This is a genomic window from Celeribacter halophilus (assembly GCF_900114135.1).
Taxonomy (GTDB): domain Bacteria; phylum Pseudomonadota; class Alphaproteobacteria; order Rhodobacterales; family Rhodobacteraceae; genus Celeribacter; species Celeribacter halophilus.
In genome coordinates this window covers 54,486-71,618 of record NZ_FORY01000013.1, presented here as the reverse complement: position 1 = coordinate 71,618, position 17,133 = coordinate 54,486, and the positions used below count along the sequence as shown (strand labels likewise).

General features: G+C 60.8%; 15 protein-coding genes. 3 read left to right on the top strand and 12 right to left on the bottom strand.

All coding sequences use genetic code 11. The annotated features are described in order from the left end of the window. Window positions 1–7: 7 nt before the first annotated feature. Together BM152_RS13660 and BM152_RS13655 are read right to left on the bottom strand one after the other, a co-directional pair. Window positions 8–640, bottom strand: a complete 633-nt coding sequence (locus BM152_RS13660) for a DUF1523 family protein (protein WP_066608789.1) — start codon at window positions 638–640, stop codon at window positions 8–10. Between the two features lie 9 nt (window positions 641–649). After that, a complete protein-coding gene (locus BM152_RS13655; protein ID WP_244524891.1) occupies window positions 650–958 on the bottom strand; it encodes a hypothetical protein in 309 nt (102 codons plus the stop codon). Between the two features lie 217 nt (window positions 959–1,175). Here BM152_RS13655 and BM152_RS13650 point away from each other — a divergent pair, with 217 nt between their 5' ends. After that, the gene (locus BM152_RS13650) at window positions 1,176–1,739 is read left to right on the top strand and encodes a hypothetical protein (protein WP_066608783.1); all 564 of its coding nucleotides are present in this window, start codon (window positions 1,176–1,178) and stop codon (window positions 1,737–1,739) included. 172 nt (window positions 1,740–1,911) lie between these two features. On the opposite strand, the gene BM152_RS13645 is transcribed toward BM152_RS13650, so the two are convergent. The 7 genes from BM152_RS13645 to BM152_RS13615 form a co-directional block, all read right to left on the bottom strand. Continuing rightward, window positions 1,912–3,156 (bottom strand): aminotransferase-like domain-containing protein, encoded by a 1,245-nt coding sequence (locus tag BM152_RS13645; RefSeq protein ID WP_231730595.1) that lies wholly within the window; start codon window positions 3,154–3,156, stop codon window positions 1,912–1,914. 223 nt (window positions 3,157–3,379) lie between these two features. Beyond that, window positions 3,380–3,862: an Hsp20 family protein gene (locus tag BM152_RS13640; protein WP_066608778.1), complete on the bottom strand. Its 483-nt coding sequence runs from the start codon at window positions 3,860–3,862 to the stop codon at window positions 3,380–3,382. Window positions 3,863–3,996: 134 nt separating this feature from the next. Continuing rightward, window positions 3,997–4,797, bottom strand: coding sequence for a trypsin-like serine peptidase (locus BM152_RS13635; protein ID WP_066608773.1), 801 nt, complete (start codon window positions 4,795–4,797; stop codon window positions 3,997–3,999). Between the two features lie 53 nt (window positions 4,798–4,850). After that, on the bottom strand, window positions 4,851–6,143 hold the full coding sequence (gene glcF / locus BM152_RS13630) for a glycolate oxidase subunit GlcF (RefSeq protein ID WP_066608771.1): 1,293 nt from the start codon (window positions 6,141–6,143) through the stop codon (window positions 4,851–4,853). 10 nt (window positions 6,144–6,153) lie between these two features. After that, window positions 6,154–6,495 carry a hypothetical protein gene (locus BM152_RS13625; RefSeq protein WP_066608763.1) on the bottom strand — a complete coding sequence of 114 codons (342 nt, stop codon included), beginning with the start codon at window positions 6,493–6,495 and terminating at the stop codon, window positions 6,154–6,156. Further along, window positions 6,495–7,613, bottom strand: coding sequence for an FAD-binding protein (locus BM152_RS13620; protein ID WP_066608762.1), 1,119 nt, complete (start codon window positions 7,611–7,613; stop codon window positions 6,495–6,497). Before BM152_RS13620 ends, BM152_RS13625 begins: the two co-directional genes overlap by 1 nt. Then, the gene (locus BM152_RS13615) at window positions 7,610–9,046 is read right to left on the bottom strand and encodes an FAD-linked oxidase C-terminal domain-containing protein (RefSeq protein ID WP_066608760.1); all 1,437 of its coding nucleotides are present in this window, start codon (window positions 9,044–9,046) and stop codon (window positions 7,610–7,612) included. Before BM152_RS13615 ends, BM152_RS13620 begins: the two co-directional genes overlap by 4 nt. Before the next feature lie 82 nt (window positions 9,047–9,128). On the opposite strand from BM152_RS13615, the gene BM152_RS13610 reads away from it, so the two are divergent. Both BM152_RS13610 and BM152_RS13605 read left to right on the top strand, forming a co-directional pair. Continuing rightward, window positions 9,129–9,824, top strand: a complete 696-nt coding sequence (locus BM152_RS13610; protein ID WP_066608758.1) for a DUF599 domain-containing protein — start codon at window positions 9,129–9,131, stop codon at window positions 9,822–9,824. A gap of 311 nt (window positions 9,825–10,135) precedes the next feature. Next, window positions 10,136–11,164, top strand: coding sequence for a fatty acid desaturase (locus BM152_RS13605; RefSeq protein WP_066608755.1), 1,029 nt, complete (start codon window positions 10,136–10,138; stop codon window positions 11,162–11,164). Window positions 11,165–11,402: 238 nt separating this feature from the next. Here BM152_RS13605 and BM152_RS13600 read toward each other — a convergent pair whose 3' ends face one another. The 3 genes from BM152_RS13600 to BM152_RS13590 are packed head-to-tail and all read right to left on the bottom strand — an operon-like array spanning window position 11,403 to window position 17,121. Next, window positions 11,403–13,466, bottom strand: a complete 2,064-nt coding sequence (locus BM152_RS13600) for a hypothetical protein (protein WP_066608752.1) — start codon at window positions 13,464–13,466, stop codon at window positions 11,403–11,405. Then, window positions 13,463–16,231: a DUF4159 domain-containing protein gene (locus BM152_RS13595; protein WP_066608749.1), complete on the bottom strand. Its 2,769-nt coding sequence runs from the start codon at window positions 16,229–16,231 to the stop codon at window positions 13,463–13,465. The genes BM152_RS13600 and BM152_RS13595 overlap by 4 nt, the downstream gene beginning before the upstream one ends. After that, complete coding sequence (locus BM152_RS13590; RefSeq protein WP_414835864.1) at window positions 16,231–17,121, bottom strand: DUF58 domain-containing protein; 891 nt, start codon at window positions 17,119–17,121, stop codon at window positions 16,231–16,233. Before BM152_RS13590 ends, BM152_RS13595 begins: the two co-directional genes overlap by 1 nt. Between the last annotated feature and the right edge of the window lie 12 nt (window positions 17,122–17,133).

Genomic DNA, 17,133 nt, shown 5'->3' with positions numbered 1-17,133 from the left:
CGCGGCCTTACCGTTTGAACCAGCGTTTGACCTTGTCCACGGCGCTGTCTTTTTTCTCGTCGGCAAGTTCCAAGACGTCTTCGACATCCTCGACCAGCGGCTCGATGGTGCGTTCGCGGAATTGCTGCCACATGCGATAAAGCGTCAGGATCAGAACCGCGAGCAGCGTCAGGATAATGATGTTGACCCAAGGGATAATCCGCGCATCCGGTCCCGACACCGGCTTGATCGCGATAGCATTGGGGAAAATCGACAGAATTTCCGACCGCCAGCCATAGTGGGTCACAGACACCCATTCGGGATTGTCCTTGGTCGAGATCGCGTCATTGGCCTCGGTATAGAGATTGGCCGTGTCGAATTTGAAATACGGCGGCCAGCCCCAGCCCGTGTCCTCGTTGCGGTAGACGATGCTTTTGCCATTGGGGCGCACGGCCTGAATGAACTGCACATCACGGCTTTGCTGATTGACGGTGCCATTGCCCGCCTCTTGCCAGAACAGCGTGGTCCATCCGTCAATATCCTGACGTTCTTCGTAGGTGTTCACGATCCGCACGATGTCATGCTGTGGCAAGGTGTAATGAAAGAACCCTCCGATAAAGAGCACGATCAGGGCAATCAGGGTCCATTTAACGTAGCGCATCGGGTGGCCTCACATGAAATTCGTAACGTAAAAGATTGCACAAAACGCAATCAGCGGCAGGATATAGACCAGAAGCAGGAGTTTCGGGCGAAAGGAACGCTCGTAGTCTTTGATCCCCTCCTCCACATAGGCATCACGCTCGCCAATGGAACCCTCTTTTTCCCACTCTTCTTCGAGGCGCTCTCGGGTCAGCGAGCGAACATAGACGGTCAAAAGCCCGTAAAGCACCGTCATGAGAACGAAACCGATGACAAGAAATCGTAAAAAGCCCAACATGGCACTCCATCTGCCGCGCCGGATCGGTCCGGCTCGTCGCATCTTAACCGCCCGCCCGCAAAAGCGCGAGGTGATTTGACGCGTGGTCAAGGCCAGTGAGGGTGCCCCATCAGGTCGACCCTGTTGATTGCGCTTATACCAACTGATCTGCTCACAATACGCGGCAACATGCCGATCTGGTGGTCAAACCTTTTTTCCTCCCCTGTCGGCACAGAATTCAGGGTATTTTATAAGCCTATCATCATCGGAGGGGATCCATATGAAACTGATACAAACCTTGCTCGGCGGCAGCCTCACGGTTTTACTCGCTTCAACTGCAGTGGCAGATGAAATCACTGACACGCTACAAAGCGCAATGACGGCCTACGAAGATGGCGATGTCACCTATGCGATTGAAGAACTAAATTACGCCAAACAGTTGCTGCAAGAGATGCAAACCGGCGCACTGGCAGGATTCTTGCCGGAAGCACCTGAGGGCTGGACCGCAGAGGAGGACACAGATGCCTCCGCCGGCTATGCCATGATGGGTGGCGGCACGGTTACGGCGAAACGGTATTCCAATGACGCAGGCGAAGAGATCACCCTCACCATACTCGTTGACAGCCCAATGATCGCCATGATGGGCGGCATGATCCAGAATGCGGGCAATATGGGCATGAAGACCGTGCGTGTCGGGCGCGAGAAATTCCTCGACAACGAGGGGGATCTTTCCGCTCTGATCGAAGGCCGGATTCTGGTGCAGGCAACCGGCGAACCGCGCGAAGTGGTTCTGCCGCTGCTTGAGGCCATCGACTACCGCGCACTTGGCCGGTTCGGCTACTGACCCGACTGAGACCTGCGCAGGACCACATATAGAAAGAGGGGCATGAAGCCCCTCTTTTGTGTCCGAACGGTTTGCACACCACCACATCGCGACCCTCGCCAGCGTTCACCTCAATCACATCAACCGGCACGTGATTGCAGGGCGTAGTGCCGTGGCCGCTATCCCACGAGGGTCACATCTGGTCCCGAATGACCTGACCGAGCCGCGCGATGCCCTCTTCGATTTTCGACGCCGCCGACATGGAGAAATTGAGCCGCAGCGTGTTGGTATTCGACCCGTCCGCATAGAAAGCCCCGCCCGGCACAAAGGCGACATTGGCCTTGAGCGCCTCTTTGAGCAGCTCCGCCCCGTCCATGTCACGCGGCAAGGTCACCCAGACGAACATCCCGCCATCGGGTTTCGTCCATGCGATCCCCTCCGGCATATGGCGTTCCAGAGCGGCCAGCATCGCCTGCAACCGTGCGCCGTAGACTTCGCGCAGCGTCGCAACATGTGCGTCAAAGACACCATGCGCCACTTCGCTCACCGCGATCTGATTGATGGTAGCGGTCTGAAGATCTGCGGCTTGTTTGGTCAGAACCAACTGGCTGATGACAGGTTTCGCCGCCACGGCCCAGCCGACACGCAACCCCGGTGCCAGCGTTTTCGAGAAAGAGCCGAGATAGATCGTGCGGCAGGCGTCAATGTCGCTCTTCTCCTCGATCTCCAGCGCAAGGATCGGTTTGATCTCCTCGCCACGATAGCGCAATTCCTGATAGGCCGCGTCTTCGATCACGGCACAGCCCAAAGCGTCCGCCCGCGCCAGAACCATGCGTCGCTGTTCCTCGGTCAGGGTCACCCCTGTCGGATTGGCAAAATCTGTCGAGAGATAGGCAAATTTGACCGCGCCGCCTGCGGCTTTGGCATCCGCCAACACATCCTCGACCGGACGGTTGGTTTGCGGGTCAATCCGGTCATAACGCGGCTCATAGGCATTGAACGCCCCCAGAGCGCCCATATAGGTCGGCCAGGTCACAAGTGCGGTATCGCCTTGGTCCAGAAAGATTTTCCCGAGATAATCCAGCGCCTGCTGTGACCCTGCGGTGATCAGGATGTTGTCACGGGTGCAGGTCACACCGTGGCGTGCCATGTAGCCCACGATCCAGTCGCGCAGCGGTGTGTAGCCTTCCGAGGTGGAATATTGCAGCGCCACAGAAGCCGCCTGTTCGCTCAACGCCTTGCTCATCGCTTCGGCAAAGGCTTCGCGCGGGAAATATGCCGGATCGGGAATGCCGCCGGCAAAGGAAATAATGTCCGGCTGATCCAGAAGTTTGAGAAGCTCGCGGATTTCAGACGCCTTCATACGCTGTGTCCTGTCGGCAAAAAGTGCGGTCAGGCGTGCGGTTGTTTTCTCAAGCGGTTTCTCGGACAGACTCATAATATTCTCCATTCAGCGCCCCGATCTCGCGCTTTTGAGCATTTATGTCAATGCGACTGACATATGATGTGAAGCACACCCCCCTTTACGAAAATGACGCAGATCCCACATTCTCGCGATATTTCCTTTCACAAAACCGCATTTCCACACAACGAAAACGGCAACGCCCGCCAAAGGCGGGCGTTTGAGTGAGTATTTTTCCCACAAAGGAAACGGACCGCAATCAGACCTCAACAGCCTCGGCGTCTTTTTCGATTACCTTGGTTTCGACCGTCTTGGGTCCGGCAATCGCGATCTGACGCGGTTTGAGTGCTTCGGGCACTTCGCGTTTCAGATCGATGTGCAACATGCCGTTTTCATGGCTTGCGCCCGTGACCTTCACATGTTCGGCCAATGTGAACCGGCGCTCGAAGGCGCGGGTGGCGATGCCGCGATGGAGATAGGTTTTGCCCTTATCTTCCTCGCTATCGGCACGACGCGCCGAAATCACCAGAGCATTTTCACGCTGCTCGATGGCAATGTCCTCGGTCGAGAACCCCGCCACGGCAAGCGAAATACGCCAGGCGTCCTCAGCGGTCTTTTCGATATTGTAGGGCGGGTAGCTGGGCTGGCTGACGTCTTGGGTCAGCACACGGTCCATCAGGTCGGCGATTTGGTCGAAGCCGACGGTGGCACGGTAAAGCGGTGTCATATCAAAATTACGCATGGGTATCCTCCATTGAGCGATTCCAGTTTGGTGCCTTCCGATCATCGGACAGGCGGGATGCCGGACCCTATTGAGGCATCCGACATCAGGAATCTGGGGATCAAACCATGCGATTTCAAGAGGGTGAGGGCCGCTTACTGACCGGAAATTCCCACCACATATTCTGTATGGGTCAACTCGGGAAGCGGCTCTGTGCTGGCTTTTTTGAACGTGCTGCGCCCTGCCGATGCCATTTGCAAAAGGTCGGACAGGGCACCGTCCAAAGAGGTGCCGACAGACACACGATCGCCACGGAACTTCGCTTTGGCGGAGACAACAGAGACGATCCGAGGCGTTGCGCCGGTCATGTCAAAAATCGGCGCACCGGATGATCCGAAGTCCACTTCGCAAGAGGTCACAAGCACCCCGCCCTGACGGGCCACCACATGACAGAGTTCCTGCAGGGACGGGCTTTCCGCGCGGTCATGGGCATAAGAAACGACACCCACGGCCTGCCCCTTTTCAGGGCGCGCTGAGACCGAGAACGGCCGCACGGAGCTATTGCGCACAGGGCGATCCAGTTCGACAAGCGCCACGTCATTCACCAGACGGTCATGCAAGTCGCCGGAATTGAGCGCGAAACCCGGATGCACGTAGATTGCTTTGGCGGCACGGTAAGCTTGCGCCTGACCATTGCGCCATCCGGCCTTGAAAGTGATGTCTTTCGGTCTGTGCGGCGTATGATCGTCAATGTCATACATGCAATGCGCCGCAGTGAGGACCAGTGTTTCGGTGATCAGGGCACCGGTGCAAAAGCTGCGCCCGTCAAAATCGAGACGTCCGACGGCTTCCCACCCCTTGCTGTCATCACCCGTGCGGAAGGTCTTGAGCTTGCTATCCGCATGCGCCTGACCTGCCATCAGGAAGATGAAAAAGATGGTTAGAATTTTCTTCATAACAGCCCTCTGGTCCGGTTCCCCCTAAGCGCTAGAGGGCGTTCAAGGCACCATTATGACCGATTCGAGAACAATTTGGGCGGTTTTGGGCCACCTGTTGCCCAATCGAGGAGCTCGACCGTATGCACAACCGGCACATCCATGCCCGATCCGATCTGCATCATGCAGCCGATATTGCCTGCAGCCACCACATCTGGGGTCTTCGCCGAGAGCGATTTTATTTTCCGCTCTTTCAATTTTTTTGACAATTCCGGCTGCAACAAGTTGTAGGTGCCCGCAGAACCGCAGCACAGATGGCTGTCACGCGGCTCGACAACCTCGAATCCGACTCGCTTCAACAACGCCTTCGGGTGATTCTTGATCTGTTGACCATGTTGCAGCGAACAGGCGGCGTGATAGGCCACTTTGAGGTCCTGTTTCCCATCGGGCAGGTCGAGCTGCATGAGCACTTCGGAGATATCCTTCGCCAGTGCAGCCACCTGCGCCGCCTCCCCCGCCAGTTCCGTATTGCGGAACATATGGCCGTAATCCTTCACGGTCGTGCCACAGCCCGACGTGTTGATCACAATCGCATCCAGCCCCTCGCCCGAGATTTCCCGCATCCATGCGTGAATGTTCTTCACCGCAGTCCCGTGCGCCTCGGCCTCCTTGCCCATGTGATGGGTCAGCGCACCGCAACACCCTGCGCCCTGAGCAACCACGACCTCGCATCCCATCCGCCTGAGCAACCGGATGGTTGCGTCGTTGATGTCCGTATCAAGCGCCTTTTGCGCGCAACCCGTCATCAAAGCCACACGCATCCGACGCCCGCCCTGTGCCGGAAACACCTGCGCATCATCATTGCGCGAAACGGGCGGGATATGTTTGGGGGCCATATCGAGCATGGCCTTGAGCCGCGGATCAGGCATCAAATGGCGGAAGGGCCGCGCAAGTTTCGCCCCGCGCAAAGCCATCCGGAAGCGCGAGGGATAAGGCAGAATCTTCGCAAGCACCCAACGCAGCAGCCGGTCCGTCAAAGGCCGCTTGTAGGTCTTTTCCACATGCACCCGCGCATGGTCGATCAGATGCATATAATGCACCCCCGACGGACATGTGGTCATACAGGCCAGACAGGACAGGCAGCGGTCCAGATGTTTAACAGTTTTCTCGTCAGCGGGCCGGTCGTTTTCCAGCATATCCTTGATGAGATAGATACGCCCGCGCGGGCTGTCCAACTCGTCGCCCAGCACCGCATAGGTCGGACAGGTCGCTGTGCAGAACCCGCAATGGACACAGGCCCGCAGGATTTCATTGGCGCGCTCGTTTCCGGGATCGGTCAGCTGTTCGGCTGTAAAATTTGTTTGCATCGTCCGTCCCTTACATCTGCGCGGCAATTACAAGAATGGGGAGCAGGCACAGTAGGAGAGCCGCAATGTAGTAGGTCTCCTTGCCCTTGCGGATACGATACCACCGCCACCCTTGCGCGATACCAACGAGCACGACGCTGATCCCGGCCGAAAAAATAGGCACCAATTCAATCCCGTGGAACCAGTCGTCAGGACCGTTCGACGCACTCAAAGGCAGGAAAGTCATCGCCGCCAATGCCGCGACCGATGCCACTACGATGTGCCCGACAAGCGCGGGCCGCCCCGCAGGCAAAACCGCCAATCCGACCAGCGTGGCCACGGGGATAACGAACAAAATCACAATAATCGCCATCAGCCCATCATCCCACGGTTGAATTTGCCTTCAGGGTCGAATTTGTGCCGAAGCCCCGCACTGACCCGCTCAATCGCCGCGCTTTGCGGATGAAACACGCCGAGCCGCGCTTTGGTCCCGTCACTGGCGCGGACCAGTGTGGCATGGCCTCTGTGCATCTTGGCCCGCACATCCGTGCCTTCTGCGGTCAACAGCCAAAGCCGGTTGCCACCCCAATCATAGATGACATCTTCGGGACAGATTGCCTCGACAAGTGCTGCCGCATCAGACGGCCTCACGGACAGTTGCCACACATCCCCCGCGCGATCATGAAACTGCTCCACATCGCGAAGCGCCTGCCAGATCGGGTCACTAAGTGCGGCACCCCACAGCTCTGCCACATCCCGACCCAAACGCGCCCTGATCCGGCCGATCCGGTATTTGAGTGCGGTCTCAATGCCTTCCAGACGCAAGAACACAGTTGTGTCCGACCACGCCGCCCCCGTCAGATCAAAGGGCTGGCCCAGAATGTCGGACATGATCCCGACCGCGTCCAAAGCCTCACATTGCGGCACTTTCAACGTCACCACAGTCTCCGGCAAAGGCTGCACCTTGAGGCTCACTTCGGTGATCACACCCAGCGTCCCGTGGCTTCCCGCCATCAGCTTCACCAGATCCAGCCCGGTGACGTTCTTCATCACCCGCCCGCCGTTCTTCACCACCTGCCCGCGCCCGTCGACATAGCGCACACCGAGGCAAAAATCGCGACAGGCCCCAAGCGCCACACGTCGCGGCCCCGAAGCATTCGTGGCCACCACACCGCCGATGGTGCTTTCGCCATCACGCCCGAGCAAGCCGCGCATATCCGGCACTTCAAACGCAAGCCGCTGGTTTTCAGACGCCAGCAGCGCAGTGATCTCCGACAGGAGCGTGCCCGCCTTGACCACCAGTGTCAGTGCGCCCGGCTCATAAAGGCTTACCCCCGTCAGCGCCCGTGTCGAGAGCACCTCTCCCTGCGCCAGTCCGATGCGCCGCGTGCCGCCGCCTTCGATCACAAACGGCCCACCAGCGCGGATCACATCGCGCAACTCCGCCTCGCTTTGCGGTGCGCCTGTTTCCTTTGCTACCGAAATACTCATTCTGCCGTCCTCCGCGATGCACTGACCGCGAGCGGAAAGACCTTCGCAGGGTTCAGAAGCCATGCCGGATCGAACACGTCCTTGACGTCCATCTGCGCCTCCAGATCAACAGGGGCGAACTGATGCGTCATCAACTCGCGTTTCTCGACCCCGACACCATGCTCTCCGGTCAAACAGCCGCCAGCATCGACGCAGAGTTTCAAAATCTCCGCACCAAGCTGTTCCGCGCTTTCCAGCTGCCCCGGCTCATTGGCATTATACAGGATCAAAGGGTGCATATTCCCGTCGCCCGCGTGGAACACATTGCCAACCATATGGCCGTATTGCGCACCCAGTTCCGCGATACGCGTCAGCACGGAAGGCAATTCGCCCACCGGAATCGTGCCGTCGAGGCAGATATAGTCACCACGTTGCCCCATCGCACCAAAGGCCGATTTGCGACCAAGCCAGATGCGGGCGCTTTCTTCCGCGCTTTCGCTTTCGCGGATCGTGACCGGATCATGCCGTTTCGCAATCTCGACAATGCGGGCAAGCTGGTCGTCTATTTCCTGTGCGGAGCCTTCGACCTCGACAATCAAAAGCGCCTCGCAATCGGGATAGCCCGCGCCCGAAAACTCTTCGGTTGCGCGGATGATGGGGCGGTCCATGAATTCGATTGCCACGGGGATCAGACCGGAGCGGATGATGTCGGCCACACAGGCCCCTGCCACTTCGTTGCTGTCAAAACCCAAGAGCACAGGCCGCGCCCCTTCGGGTTTTGGCAGAATACGCAGGGTCGCCTCTGTCACGATCCCCAATTGCCCTTCGGACCCGCAGATCAGCCCCAGAAGGTCAAGTCCGGCGGCCTCCATCTCCGCGCCACCGATCTCGACAATATCCCCATCGGCCATGACCATCGTCACGCCCAGAAGGTTATTCGTCGTCACCCCGTATTTGAGACAATGCGCGCCGCCGGAATTCATCGCGATATTGCCCGCAATCGCGCAGGCCAGCTGGCTGGACGGATCGGGAGCGTAGAAAAAGCCCTCGTCCTCGACAGCAGCACTCACGGCAAGGTTGGTCATGCCTGTTTGCACGCGGATATAGCGGTCGTCCGTGTTGATCTCCAGAACATCACGCAGCCGCGCCACGCCGAGAATCACCGCATCCTCCGTGGGCAAGGCCCCGCCCGCCAAAGAAGTCCCCGCGCCACGCGGCACCACAGGCACACCGATGTCATGACAGATGGCCATGATCTGCGCGACCTGCTCTGTCGTTTCCGGCAAAACAGCCAGAAGCGGCGGACAGCGGTAGGCCGTCAGCGCGTCGCATTCATAGGCTTTTAATTCTTCCTGTGCTTCAATCACCGCATCCGGCGGGAGCACAGCACGGAGACGGCGTGCAATCTCCGGCTTTCGGGCTTGTATGCCCGAATTCGGGGCTGGCATATCCATGGGGGCTCCTCTCCTATTGGTCAGATTTTATAACCAATTTTTAGATGTGACAAGGGCGATGCTCTTGCGTAATGCTGCACACATGGAACTCTTTGATCAGCTTCGATATTTCACCGTGCTCGACGGCCTCGCCGTAATCTACCTGCTCTCGGCGTGGGGCATTCTGGGCTATGTGATCGAGAATCCGCCAAAAAAGCGGATTTCAACCTCCGTGCTTGTCGCCGACTACCGGCGCGAGTGGATGGTCCATATGATCACCCGCAAACCCCGCATCTTTGATGCCACCGTGCTTGCAACGCTGCGGGAGGGCACATCCTTTCTCGCTTCGGCCTGCCTGATCGCGATTGGTGGCGGGCTGGCGGCGATTTCAAATGCGGAGCGATTGAGTGGTGTGGCGCGGGATCTGGCGCTGGATGCGCCTGCAATCATATGGGAGGTGAAAATCCTTCTGGCGCTGTTTTTCATCACAAACGCCTTTCTGAAATTCATCTGGTCGAACCGTCTCTTCGGCTATTGCGGCGTGGTGATGGCCTCGGTCAGCAACGATGAAGCCGACCCCCAAGCCCTCCCCCGCGCACGCAAGGCTGGCGAACTCAACATCACAGCGGCCCGCGCCTTTAATGCCGGAATTCGCGGGATTTATTTCGCTTTGGGCGCGCTGTCATGGCTGTTGGGACCGGAGGGGCTTTTGCTTGGCGGCACCTTGGTGATCTTCATCATGCTGCGGCGGGAGTTTGCCTCTACCTCGCGTGAAATCCTGCTCAGCGACGAAACCTAACCCTCCGAAAACCGCAAACAACGCGCGACCGGATCGGCTCACAAACCGGACCGGCTCGCCCCGATTATGCCCTGTCGGCAAAACGTCGGACTTCTGTCGGACATGTGTCGGGCATCTGTCAGGTAAAGCGCGCGTGACCGTGTCCGCGACCGGTCTTTTAAAGCGCGCGTGACCGTGTCCGCGACCGGTCTTTTCACGAATGCGTAATCCCTCCCTTGCCCCCTCACTCACGACGCAACGAAAAACGACATCACCCCTGTCCCACTCCGTTTCTGCGTTGACAAAGCCAGCGCCAGAGATGACAGTAGCTGATGTTTGATCAAATCGAAGCTGCAAGTCAGCGCAGCGAAGCCCATTCCGCTAAAAAATGGGCCAGAGTTCTCGCGAAATACCGTGATCCCGATCCGATCCGCAGCTCTTTCGAGCTTGCGGTCACTGTGGGGCCATTCCTCATTCTCTGGGCCCTCGCATGGTGGTCCATGTCGATCAGCTACTGGCTGACCTTCACACTCTCTCTGCTCAACGCGGGCTTCCTGCTGCGCCTGTTTGCCATCCAGCACGATTGCGGACACGGATCGCTCTTTCGCAACCGGACCCTGAGTGACTGGATCGGGCGCACGATCGGGGTTCTTACCCTGACGCCCTATGACGTATGGCGGCGCTCGCATTCCATCCACCACAGTTCGGCGGGCAACCTCGGACGCCGTGGCGTGGGCGACATCCAGACCCTGACGCTGGCAGAATACCGCGCTCTCAAGCCGCACAAGAAATTGCTCTACCGCCTGTATCGCAACCCTGTTGTCCTGTTCTGTCTTGGACCGGGCTATCTGTTCATCCTGCAAAACAGACTGCCGCTGGGCCTGATGGGCAGCGTCAAATACTGGATCAGCGCAATGGGCACAAATATCGCCCTTGTCCTGTGGGTGGCGCTGGTTTGGTATTTCGGCGGGCTGGCCCCTGTGCTGCTGATCTTCCTGCCCACCACATTGCTGGCGGCCACGGCAGGGGTCTGGCTGTTCTATGTCCAGCACCAGTTCGAGACCACACATTGGGACAGCGAAGAAGACTGGCAGTTGCACGACGCCGCGCTCAAGGGCAGTTCCTACTATGTGCTGCCGCCGGTGCTGCAATGGGTGAGCGCCAATATCGGGGTGCATCATGTGCATCACCTGTATAGCCGCATCCCCTTCTATCGCCTGCCCGAAGTGCTACGCGATCACAAGGAACTGGCCGAAAGCAACCGCATGACGATCCGTCAGAGCTTTCACAGTGTCCGGCTTCACCTTTGGGACGAAAACTCCCGACGCCTTGTGTCTTTCGCCCAAGCGAAAGCCCTCTGACGCTAACGCCTTTCGCAATCGACTGGAGAGATCGGTTGATTGCGGAAGGCCCGCGACTGGCCCGCACCCGCAGGACACTGTCCGAAGGGGCCTTCCCGACAGTCACACGCCACATTCACACCGGCACCAGCATGTCCGGCGCTTTACGCCTGCTGAGAAACCGGCGGCGCGAGTGCCATGTGAAAGCGTTCGGAAACAAGCGTCAGGTGACGGGCGACAAGCCCTCACCGCCGACCCTTCACCGCCGCCCTTCGCGCAGCCACGCCGCCACGGACAGCCCCGCCAGAAGCACCAGCCAGAGCCAGCCGGGCAAGAGCGCTGTGAGACGGGTCGATTGGGTCACATAGGCCTCGCGCGGAGTGATGCCGAACCAGCCGCGTCCAGCCGCAACGCGTCCCTCCTCGACCAGACGCAGACGCGGCACACCGTCAGAGAGCGCAAAAACACCGCCGGAACGCGCCTTGATCACCGGCGACAGCTTGTCCCCTGTGGCAATGGTTTCCTCGAATTCGCGCGGTGCGGATGGACCAAGCACCATGACCGCACTCTGATCTCCTTCGGACAGGCGATACAGCCCCATCTCCCCGCCCGTGACCTCGGCCATATGGCGACCGGGGGCGACCTCTTCCATCGGCACTTCGGTCACGGTGCCATCGGGCGCTTCGACCGTCACGGAACGCGCGCCTTCGGTGAGGCTGCGCCGTGTGATGGTGAGCGTGTTGCCCTCGGCGGTGGCCGTGAGCGCCTCTTCTTCCAGTTCCGGTTCTTTCATCATCCAGTGCGCAAGGCGGCGCAGCAGTTCAAGCTGCGGCCCGCCGCCCTCGACACCGCGCGTCCAGAGCCACGCATGATCGGAGCCAAGCACGGCCACGCGCCCCTCGCCCACGCGGTCCAGCACCAGCAAGGGCCGCCCATCGATCCCCGACATCACGGTTTCCGCCTGATCTTCCGGTTCAAGCTCCACCTGCCGGAACCAGCGGCCCCATGCGGGTTCGTCATCGGCAAATTGCAGACCACCCAGCCCCTCCGTCACCGGATGGCGCGCGCCCAGATCGGTGAGACGTGGGCGGTAAGGGGCTTCGATCACCCGCCCTGTCGGCGTGGCCGGAATGATCCGAGCCAAAGGCGAGCGATAGAGACTGTCGGCAGAGGCGAAATCCGGCCCTGCGGCAAACAGCACCGCGCCGCCTTGTTCGACATAGCGTGCGATATTGTCGAGATAGGAGGCGGGCAGGATGCCGCGCAGCTTGTAGCGATCGAAAATGATCAGATCGAAATCATCGACCTTTTCCATGAACAATTCACGGGTTGGAAAGGCAATGAGCGAAAGTTCCGTGACCGGCACGCCGTCCTGTTTCGAGGGCGGGCGCAGAATGGTGAAATGCACGAGATCAACGCTCGGGTCGGATTTCAGCAGGTTGCGCCATGTGCGCTCGCCATTGTGCGGCTCGCCGGAGACCAGAAGCACACGCAGGCGGTCGCGCACGCCGTTGATCTGCACCATCGCGGAGTTGTTGCGCGTGGTCAGTTCGCCTTCGGCTTCGGGCAGGGTGAACTGGATCACGTTCATCCCCCCGTGCGGCAGGACTAACGGCAGGTCAATCGAGCGCCCGACCGGAATGGTGAACCGCATCGGCGCGTCGCCATCGATGGAAATCAGGATCGAGCTGGTGGTCATGTCTTCGGGGGCCGCGCCCTGATCCTCGACGCGGAGTTTGAGCGTCACCTCCTCGCCCATGATGGCAAAGCTCGGCGCGCTCTCGATCACAAGGCGGCGGTCCCAGTCCTCGGGCGTGCCGGTCAGCATGAGATGCACAGGCGCGGGGAAATCGGGGGCGAGGTCAACATCGTGAAGCTGGCCATCCGAGAGCAGGACCGCCCCCGCCAGACGCCCGCGCGGCTCGTCGGCCATGGCTTCGCTCAGGGCGGTCATCAACAGCGTGCCCTGATTGTCCGGCGCATCCGCCAAGGTGATCTCGCGCAGTTCCACATTGGGCAGGGCGGTGATCCGTGCCTCCAGCGCGGCGCGGGCCTGCATGATCTGTGCGGGGCGGTCCGCGAGGTCTTGGGAGGCGCTTTCGTCGATGACGAGGAAGACAATATCCGAGAGCGGCTCGCGGGTTTCCTCTTTGAGTGACGGTCCGGCCAGTGCGGCCACAATGCCCAGCGCCGCCACAGCCCGCAGCGCCCAGCCCGACAGGCCGCGCCATGCCGCGAAGATCACCAGAGCGGTGACGAGACCGGCCAGAGCGATAAGAACGGGCAGCGGGACGAGCGGGGAAAAGACGATATCGCGGATCATTGGCCCAACCTGTCGAGAAGTGCGGGAACATGGACCTGATCGGATTTGTAATTTCCGGTCAGCACATAGATCACCAGATTGACGCCGAAGCGATAGGACAGTTCACGCTGATGCTCACCGGAGAAACCGCGCCCCACAGGCACAAGCGGCGCGCCGCTGTCGTCCATCGCCCAAGCCGCAGCCCAGTCGCCACCTCCGACGATCACCGGGGTGACATTGTCGTTGAGGTTGCGAAACGGCATGCCATCGGCCAATTCGCCCTCCGGTGCGGCCTCGACCCAGATCGTGCCCCCGGCATGACGGCCCGGAAACTCCCGCAGGAGATAGAAGGCACGGTTGAGAACGTGATCTTCAGGGATCGGCTCAAGCGCGGGAATGTCGAGCGGGCTGGCAAGGGCTTGCAGCTTGGTGCCATTGGGCGTGGCCGCGCCAAAGCCCGCAATATCGGCATCCCGCGTGTCAAAGAGAATCACGCCACCGGTGCGCAGATAGGCGTTGAGCTTGGTATAGGCGGCCGCCGAAGGCATGGGTTGCTCCGGTGTCACCGGCCAGTAGAGCATCGGGAAGAAGCCCAGCGGGTCGGTCTCCAGATCCACACCAACGGGCGCAGCAGGCTCCACCGAGGTGCGCATGGTCAGCACATTGGAAATGCCCGCAAGCCCCGCCTCGGACATCCGGTCCAATTCGGCATCGCCGGTGCGCACATAGGCCAGCACCAGTTCCGACGCGGCCCGCAGCGCGAAATCGTCCGGCACTTCCTGCGCACGAGCCTGAGGCGTGGCCAGAGTGGCTGCAAACACAGCCGCCAGCACAGAGGACAGAACCCGCGCCCTGAACAAACGCCCCGACAACCAGAGCGAAGCGATCAGATCGGTCGCCAGAATCGCCAGCGCCGCCAGCAAGAGCAACGGAGTCAAAACCCGCTCGCCACGGTGCTCGACACCGGACACCACAACATCAGCGGGCCAGCGCATGGACGTAAGCGCCTCTCCCTCAGCCAGCACATTGAGCGCGCGCAGGCTGTCGCGCCCCTGATACAGGCCCGGCGGGGTGGCGTTTGAGGCCCGCGCAGATACAAACTCCTCACCCGCCACAGGCAGGAGGTTTCCGGCGTCTTCAAACCGTCCGAACCCATCCATCACCCGCAACGGCTGCAAGCTCTGCCCGACCAGATCCTCCGCATCGAGAATCGCCGCACGCGATGTCACCGCCAGACGGTCGAGCATGGAGACAAACAGCCCCGACAAAGGCAGGGTAGACCATTCGGCATTGGCCGTGACATGGAACAGGACCACCTGCCCCTGCCCCACCGCCTTGCGCGTGACCAAGGGCGTGCCGTCTTCCAACGTAGCGATCACGCGGCTGGCGAGGTCGGGGTCGGGCTGTGCCATGACCTGCGCGGAGATTTCGACATCTTCCGGCACGGGCAGACCGTAAAAGGGCGAGGTCTCGGCAAAGGGGCGCAGGCGTTTCGGCTCGCCCCAGCTCATCGCACCGCCCAATGTGCGCCCGCCAGCACGCAACCGCACGGGCATCAGGGGATCATCCCCCTCCCGCGCCACATCGGAGGCGGCAAGATTGGGTCCGGCAAAGCGCAGCAGCATTCCGCCCTCATTCACCCAATCGAGAAGGTCAGCCACTTCGCCACCGGAAAGCCGCGCCACGTCGGCAAGGATGATCACATCGGGATTGGCCAGAATCAGATCAGGCAACGCCCCTTCGAGCACATCCGCCTTGCCCGCCAGCGCCGCACGCAGGTAGTGGAGTTGCGACAAAAGCTGAAGCCCCTCGCCGCCTTCGCGCACCACGACGAGACCGACTTCGCGGCGTTTGAGACTGTCATCTGTGAGCCGTTTCGCCCCTGCCGAGCGCAGACCTTCGATCTCGAACCGTGTCACTCGGGCACGCAGTTCCGGCGGCAGGTCAAAAACGGCGGGCACCGAGGCGGCACCGGCAGGTAACACAACCTCCTGACGGTCCAGCACACGCGGCACCCCAGCCGGATCGGGACCATGCGCCAGAAGCGTCACCAAAGCCTCATCCGAGGCATCCGCACGCAGAACCGGCACAGACACACCCTCTTCGGTCAGGCTCAACGGGCCCAGCGCCATTATGGGCCGCGCGGTTTCAAAGACGGAGACCGGCCCCAAGCCCTGCAAATCCGCAAGAACCTCCGCACGGCCCTCGCGGGCCAGACCATCGGAGAGCCAGAGCGTTTCCACGTCCTGCGGCAAGGCTGAGACCACACCGCTCAAAGCATCCATGTCAGGAGCAAACCCCGCAGGTGCAAGTCCCGCCAGACGCGAGCGCCAGTCCGCAGGGGCGAGAAAGGCGCAGCCCTCCGCCGGAAGCGCCGTGGCAGGCAGGAGACAGACCACACGCCCGTCCGCTTCGGCCTCGTCAAGCGCCTGCGACACCCGCCCCATACGCACGGACCAATCCGGCGCGGAGGCCCAGCTTGCGTCCATCAGCACCAGCAGCGGGTCGGTCGAACCGCCGCGCTCCACACGCGGGTTGAGCACAGGGCCCGCAAAGGCCACGACCAGCGCGGCCACGGCGAGCATTCGCAACAGCAAAAGCCACCATGGGGTGCGGTCCGCCTCGACCTCTTCATCCTTGAGACCCAGCAACAGCGCGACACCGGGAAAGCGGCGTTTGACCGGTGCGGGCGGCACGGCACGCAGCAAGAGCCAGAGCAGCGGCAGGACCAGAAGTCCCAGCAACGCCCAAGGCGCGGTAAATCCGATCGGACCCAGAACCCACATCAGCGCGGCCCCTCCAAAGCTTCGTAAAGCCACAAGAGCGCGGACAGTTCGCTGTGATCCGTGTGATGCGTGGCAAAGCGCCAGCCCGCATGACGGGCGATTTCGCGCAACCGGTCCTTGCGTTCGGCCAGCCGCTCCAGATAGCGGGTTTTCAGGTCGGTGGCGCGCAATGTCTCATGCCGGAGCGCGCCTGTCATGGAGGTGAACACCGTGCGTCCGCGATAGGGGAATGCTTCTTCGGCGGGATCGAGAATCTGGTAGAGCACACCGGAAATGCCGCGATCCGAGGCGGCAGCAACAGCCTTTTCCACCGCTTCAACAGGGCCGAGAAAATCGGAGAGGAAGACCGCGCGGGCATGTGGCAGGAACAGCGCGGCATCCGGTGCGCCATAGTCCTCGCCCGCCGTTTGCGACAGGCCCTCGGCAATGCGCCGGAGTTGCAAGGCCCCGATGCGCGGCGGCGTGCCCAAAGAGGCCAGCGCCACACGCTCCCCGCCTTTCATCAGCAGGATCGAGAGCGCCATTGCGAGCAAGGCCGCTCGACCGGATTTCTGCGGCAGGGCCGTATCCGAGGCAAAACCCATCGAGGCCGACAGATCGACCCAGAGATGCACGGATTGCGCCGCCTGCCATTCCTTTTCGCGCACGAAATGCCCGTCGGAGCGTCCCGACCTGCGCCAGTCGATAGAGCGGCCCGGATCACCCGCCTGCGCGGGGCGGTATTGCCAGAATTCGTCACCCATGCCCGATTGTCGCCGCCCGTGCCCGCCCATCAAAAGCGTGCGGGCCAATTGCTCCGCCCGTGCCTGCAACGGCGGCAAGGGGGAGCTGAGCGTTTCGGCGCGGGCGCGCAGGCCAGTATTCGGACCTGTGTTCGGGCCAGTGTTCAAACCGGAAGTGGA

Excerpts from the sequence above, each read along its gene's own strand:
- BM152_RS13610 (WP_066608758.1), top strand. The coding sequence starts at position 9,129 with ATGGAACTCTTTGATCAGCTTCGATATTTCACCGTGCTCGACGGCCTC.
- BM152_RS13595 (WP_066608749.1), bottom strand. The coding sequence starts at position 16,231 with ATGTGGGTTCTGGGTCCGATCGGATTTACCGCGCCTTGGGCGTTGCTG.
- glcF (WP_066608771.1), bottom strand. The coding sequence starts at position 6,143 with ATGCAAACAAATTTTACAGCCGAACAGCTGACCGATCCCGGAAACGAG.
- BM152_RS13615 (WP_066608760.1), bottom strand. The coding sequence starts at position 9,046 with ATGGATATGCCAGCCCCGAATTCGGGCATACAAGCCCGAAAGCCGGAG.
- BM152_RS13650 (WP_066608783.1), top strand. The coding sequence starts at position 1,176 with ATGAAACTGATACAAACCTTGCTCGGCGGCAGCCTCACGGTTTTACTC.
- BM152_RS13640 (WP_066608778.1), bottom strand. The coding sequence starts at position 3,862 with ATGCGTAATTTTGATATGACACCGCTTTACCGTGCCACCGTCGGCTTC.
- BM152_RS13655 (WP_244524891.1), bottom strand. The coding sequence starts at position 958 with ATGCGACGAGCCGGACCGATCCGGCGCGGCAGATGGAGTGCCATGTTG.
- BM152_RS13600 (WP_066608752.1), bottom strand. The coding sequence starts at position 13,466 with ATGATCCGCGATATCGTCTTTTCCCCGCTCGTCCCGCTGCCCGTTCTT.
- BM152_RS13605 (WP_066608755.1), top strand. The coding sequence starts at position 10,136 with ATGTTTGATCAAATCGAAGCTGCAAGTCAGCGCAGCGAAGCCCATTCC.
- BM152_RS13620 (WP_066608762.1), bottom strand. The coding sequence starts at position 7,613 with ATGAGTATTTCGGTAGCAAAGGAAACAGGCGCACCGCAAAGCGAGGCG.
- BM152_RS13635 (WP_066608773.1), bottom strand. The coding sequence starts at position 4,797 with ATGAAGAAAATTCTAACCATCTTTTTCATCTTCCTGATGGCAGGTCAG.
- BM152_RS13660 (WP_066608789.1), bottom strand. The coding sequence starts at position 640 with ATGCGCTACGTTAAATGGACCCTGATTGCCCTGATCGTGCTCTTTATC.
- BM152_RS13625 (WP_066608763.1), bottom strand. The coding sequence starts at position 6,495 with ATGGCGATTATTGTGATTTTGTTCGTTATCCCCGTGGCCACGCTGGTC.
- BM152_RS13645 (WP_231730595.1), bottom strand. The coding sequence starts at position 3,156 with ATGAGTCTGTCCGAGAAACCGCTTGAGAAAACAACCGCACGCCTGACC.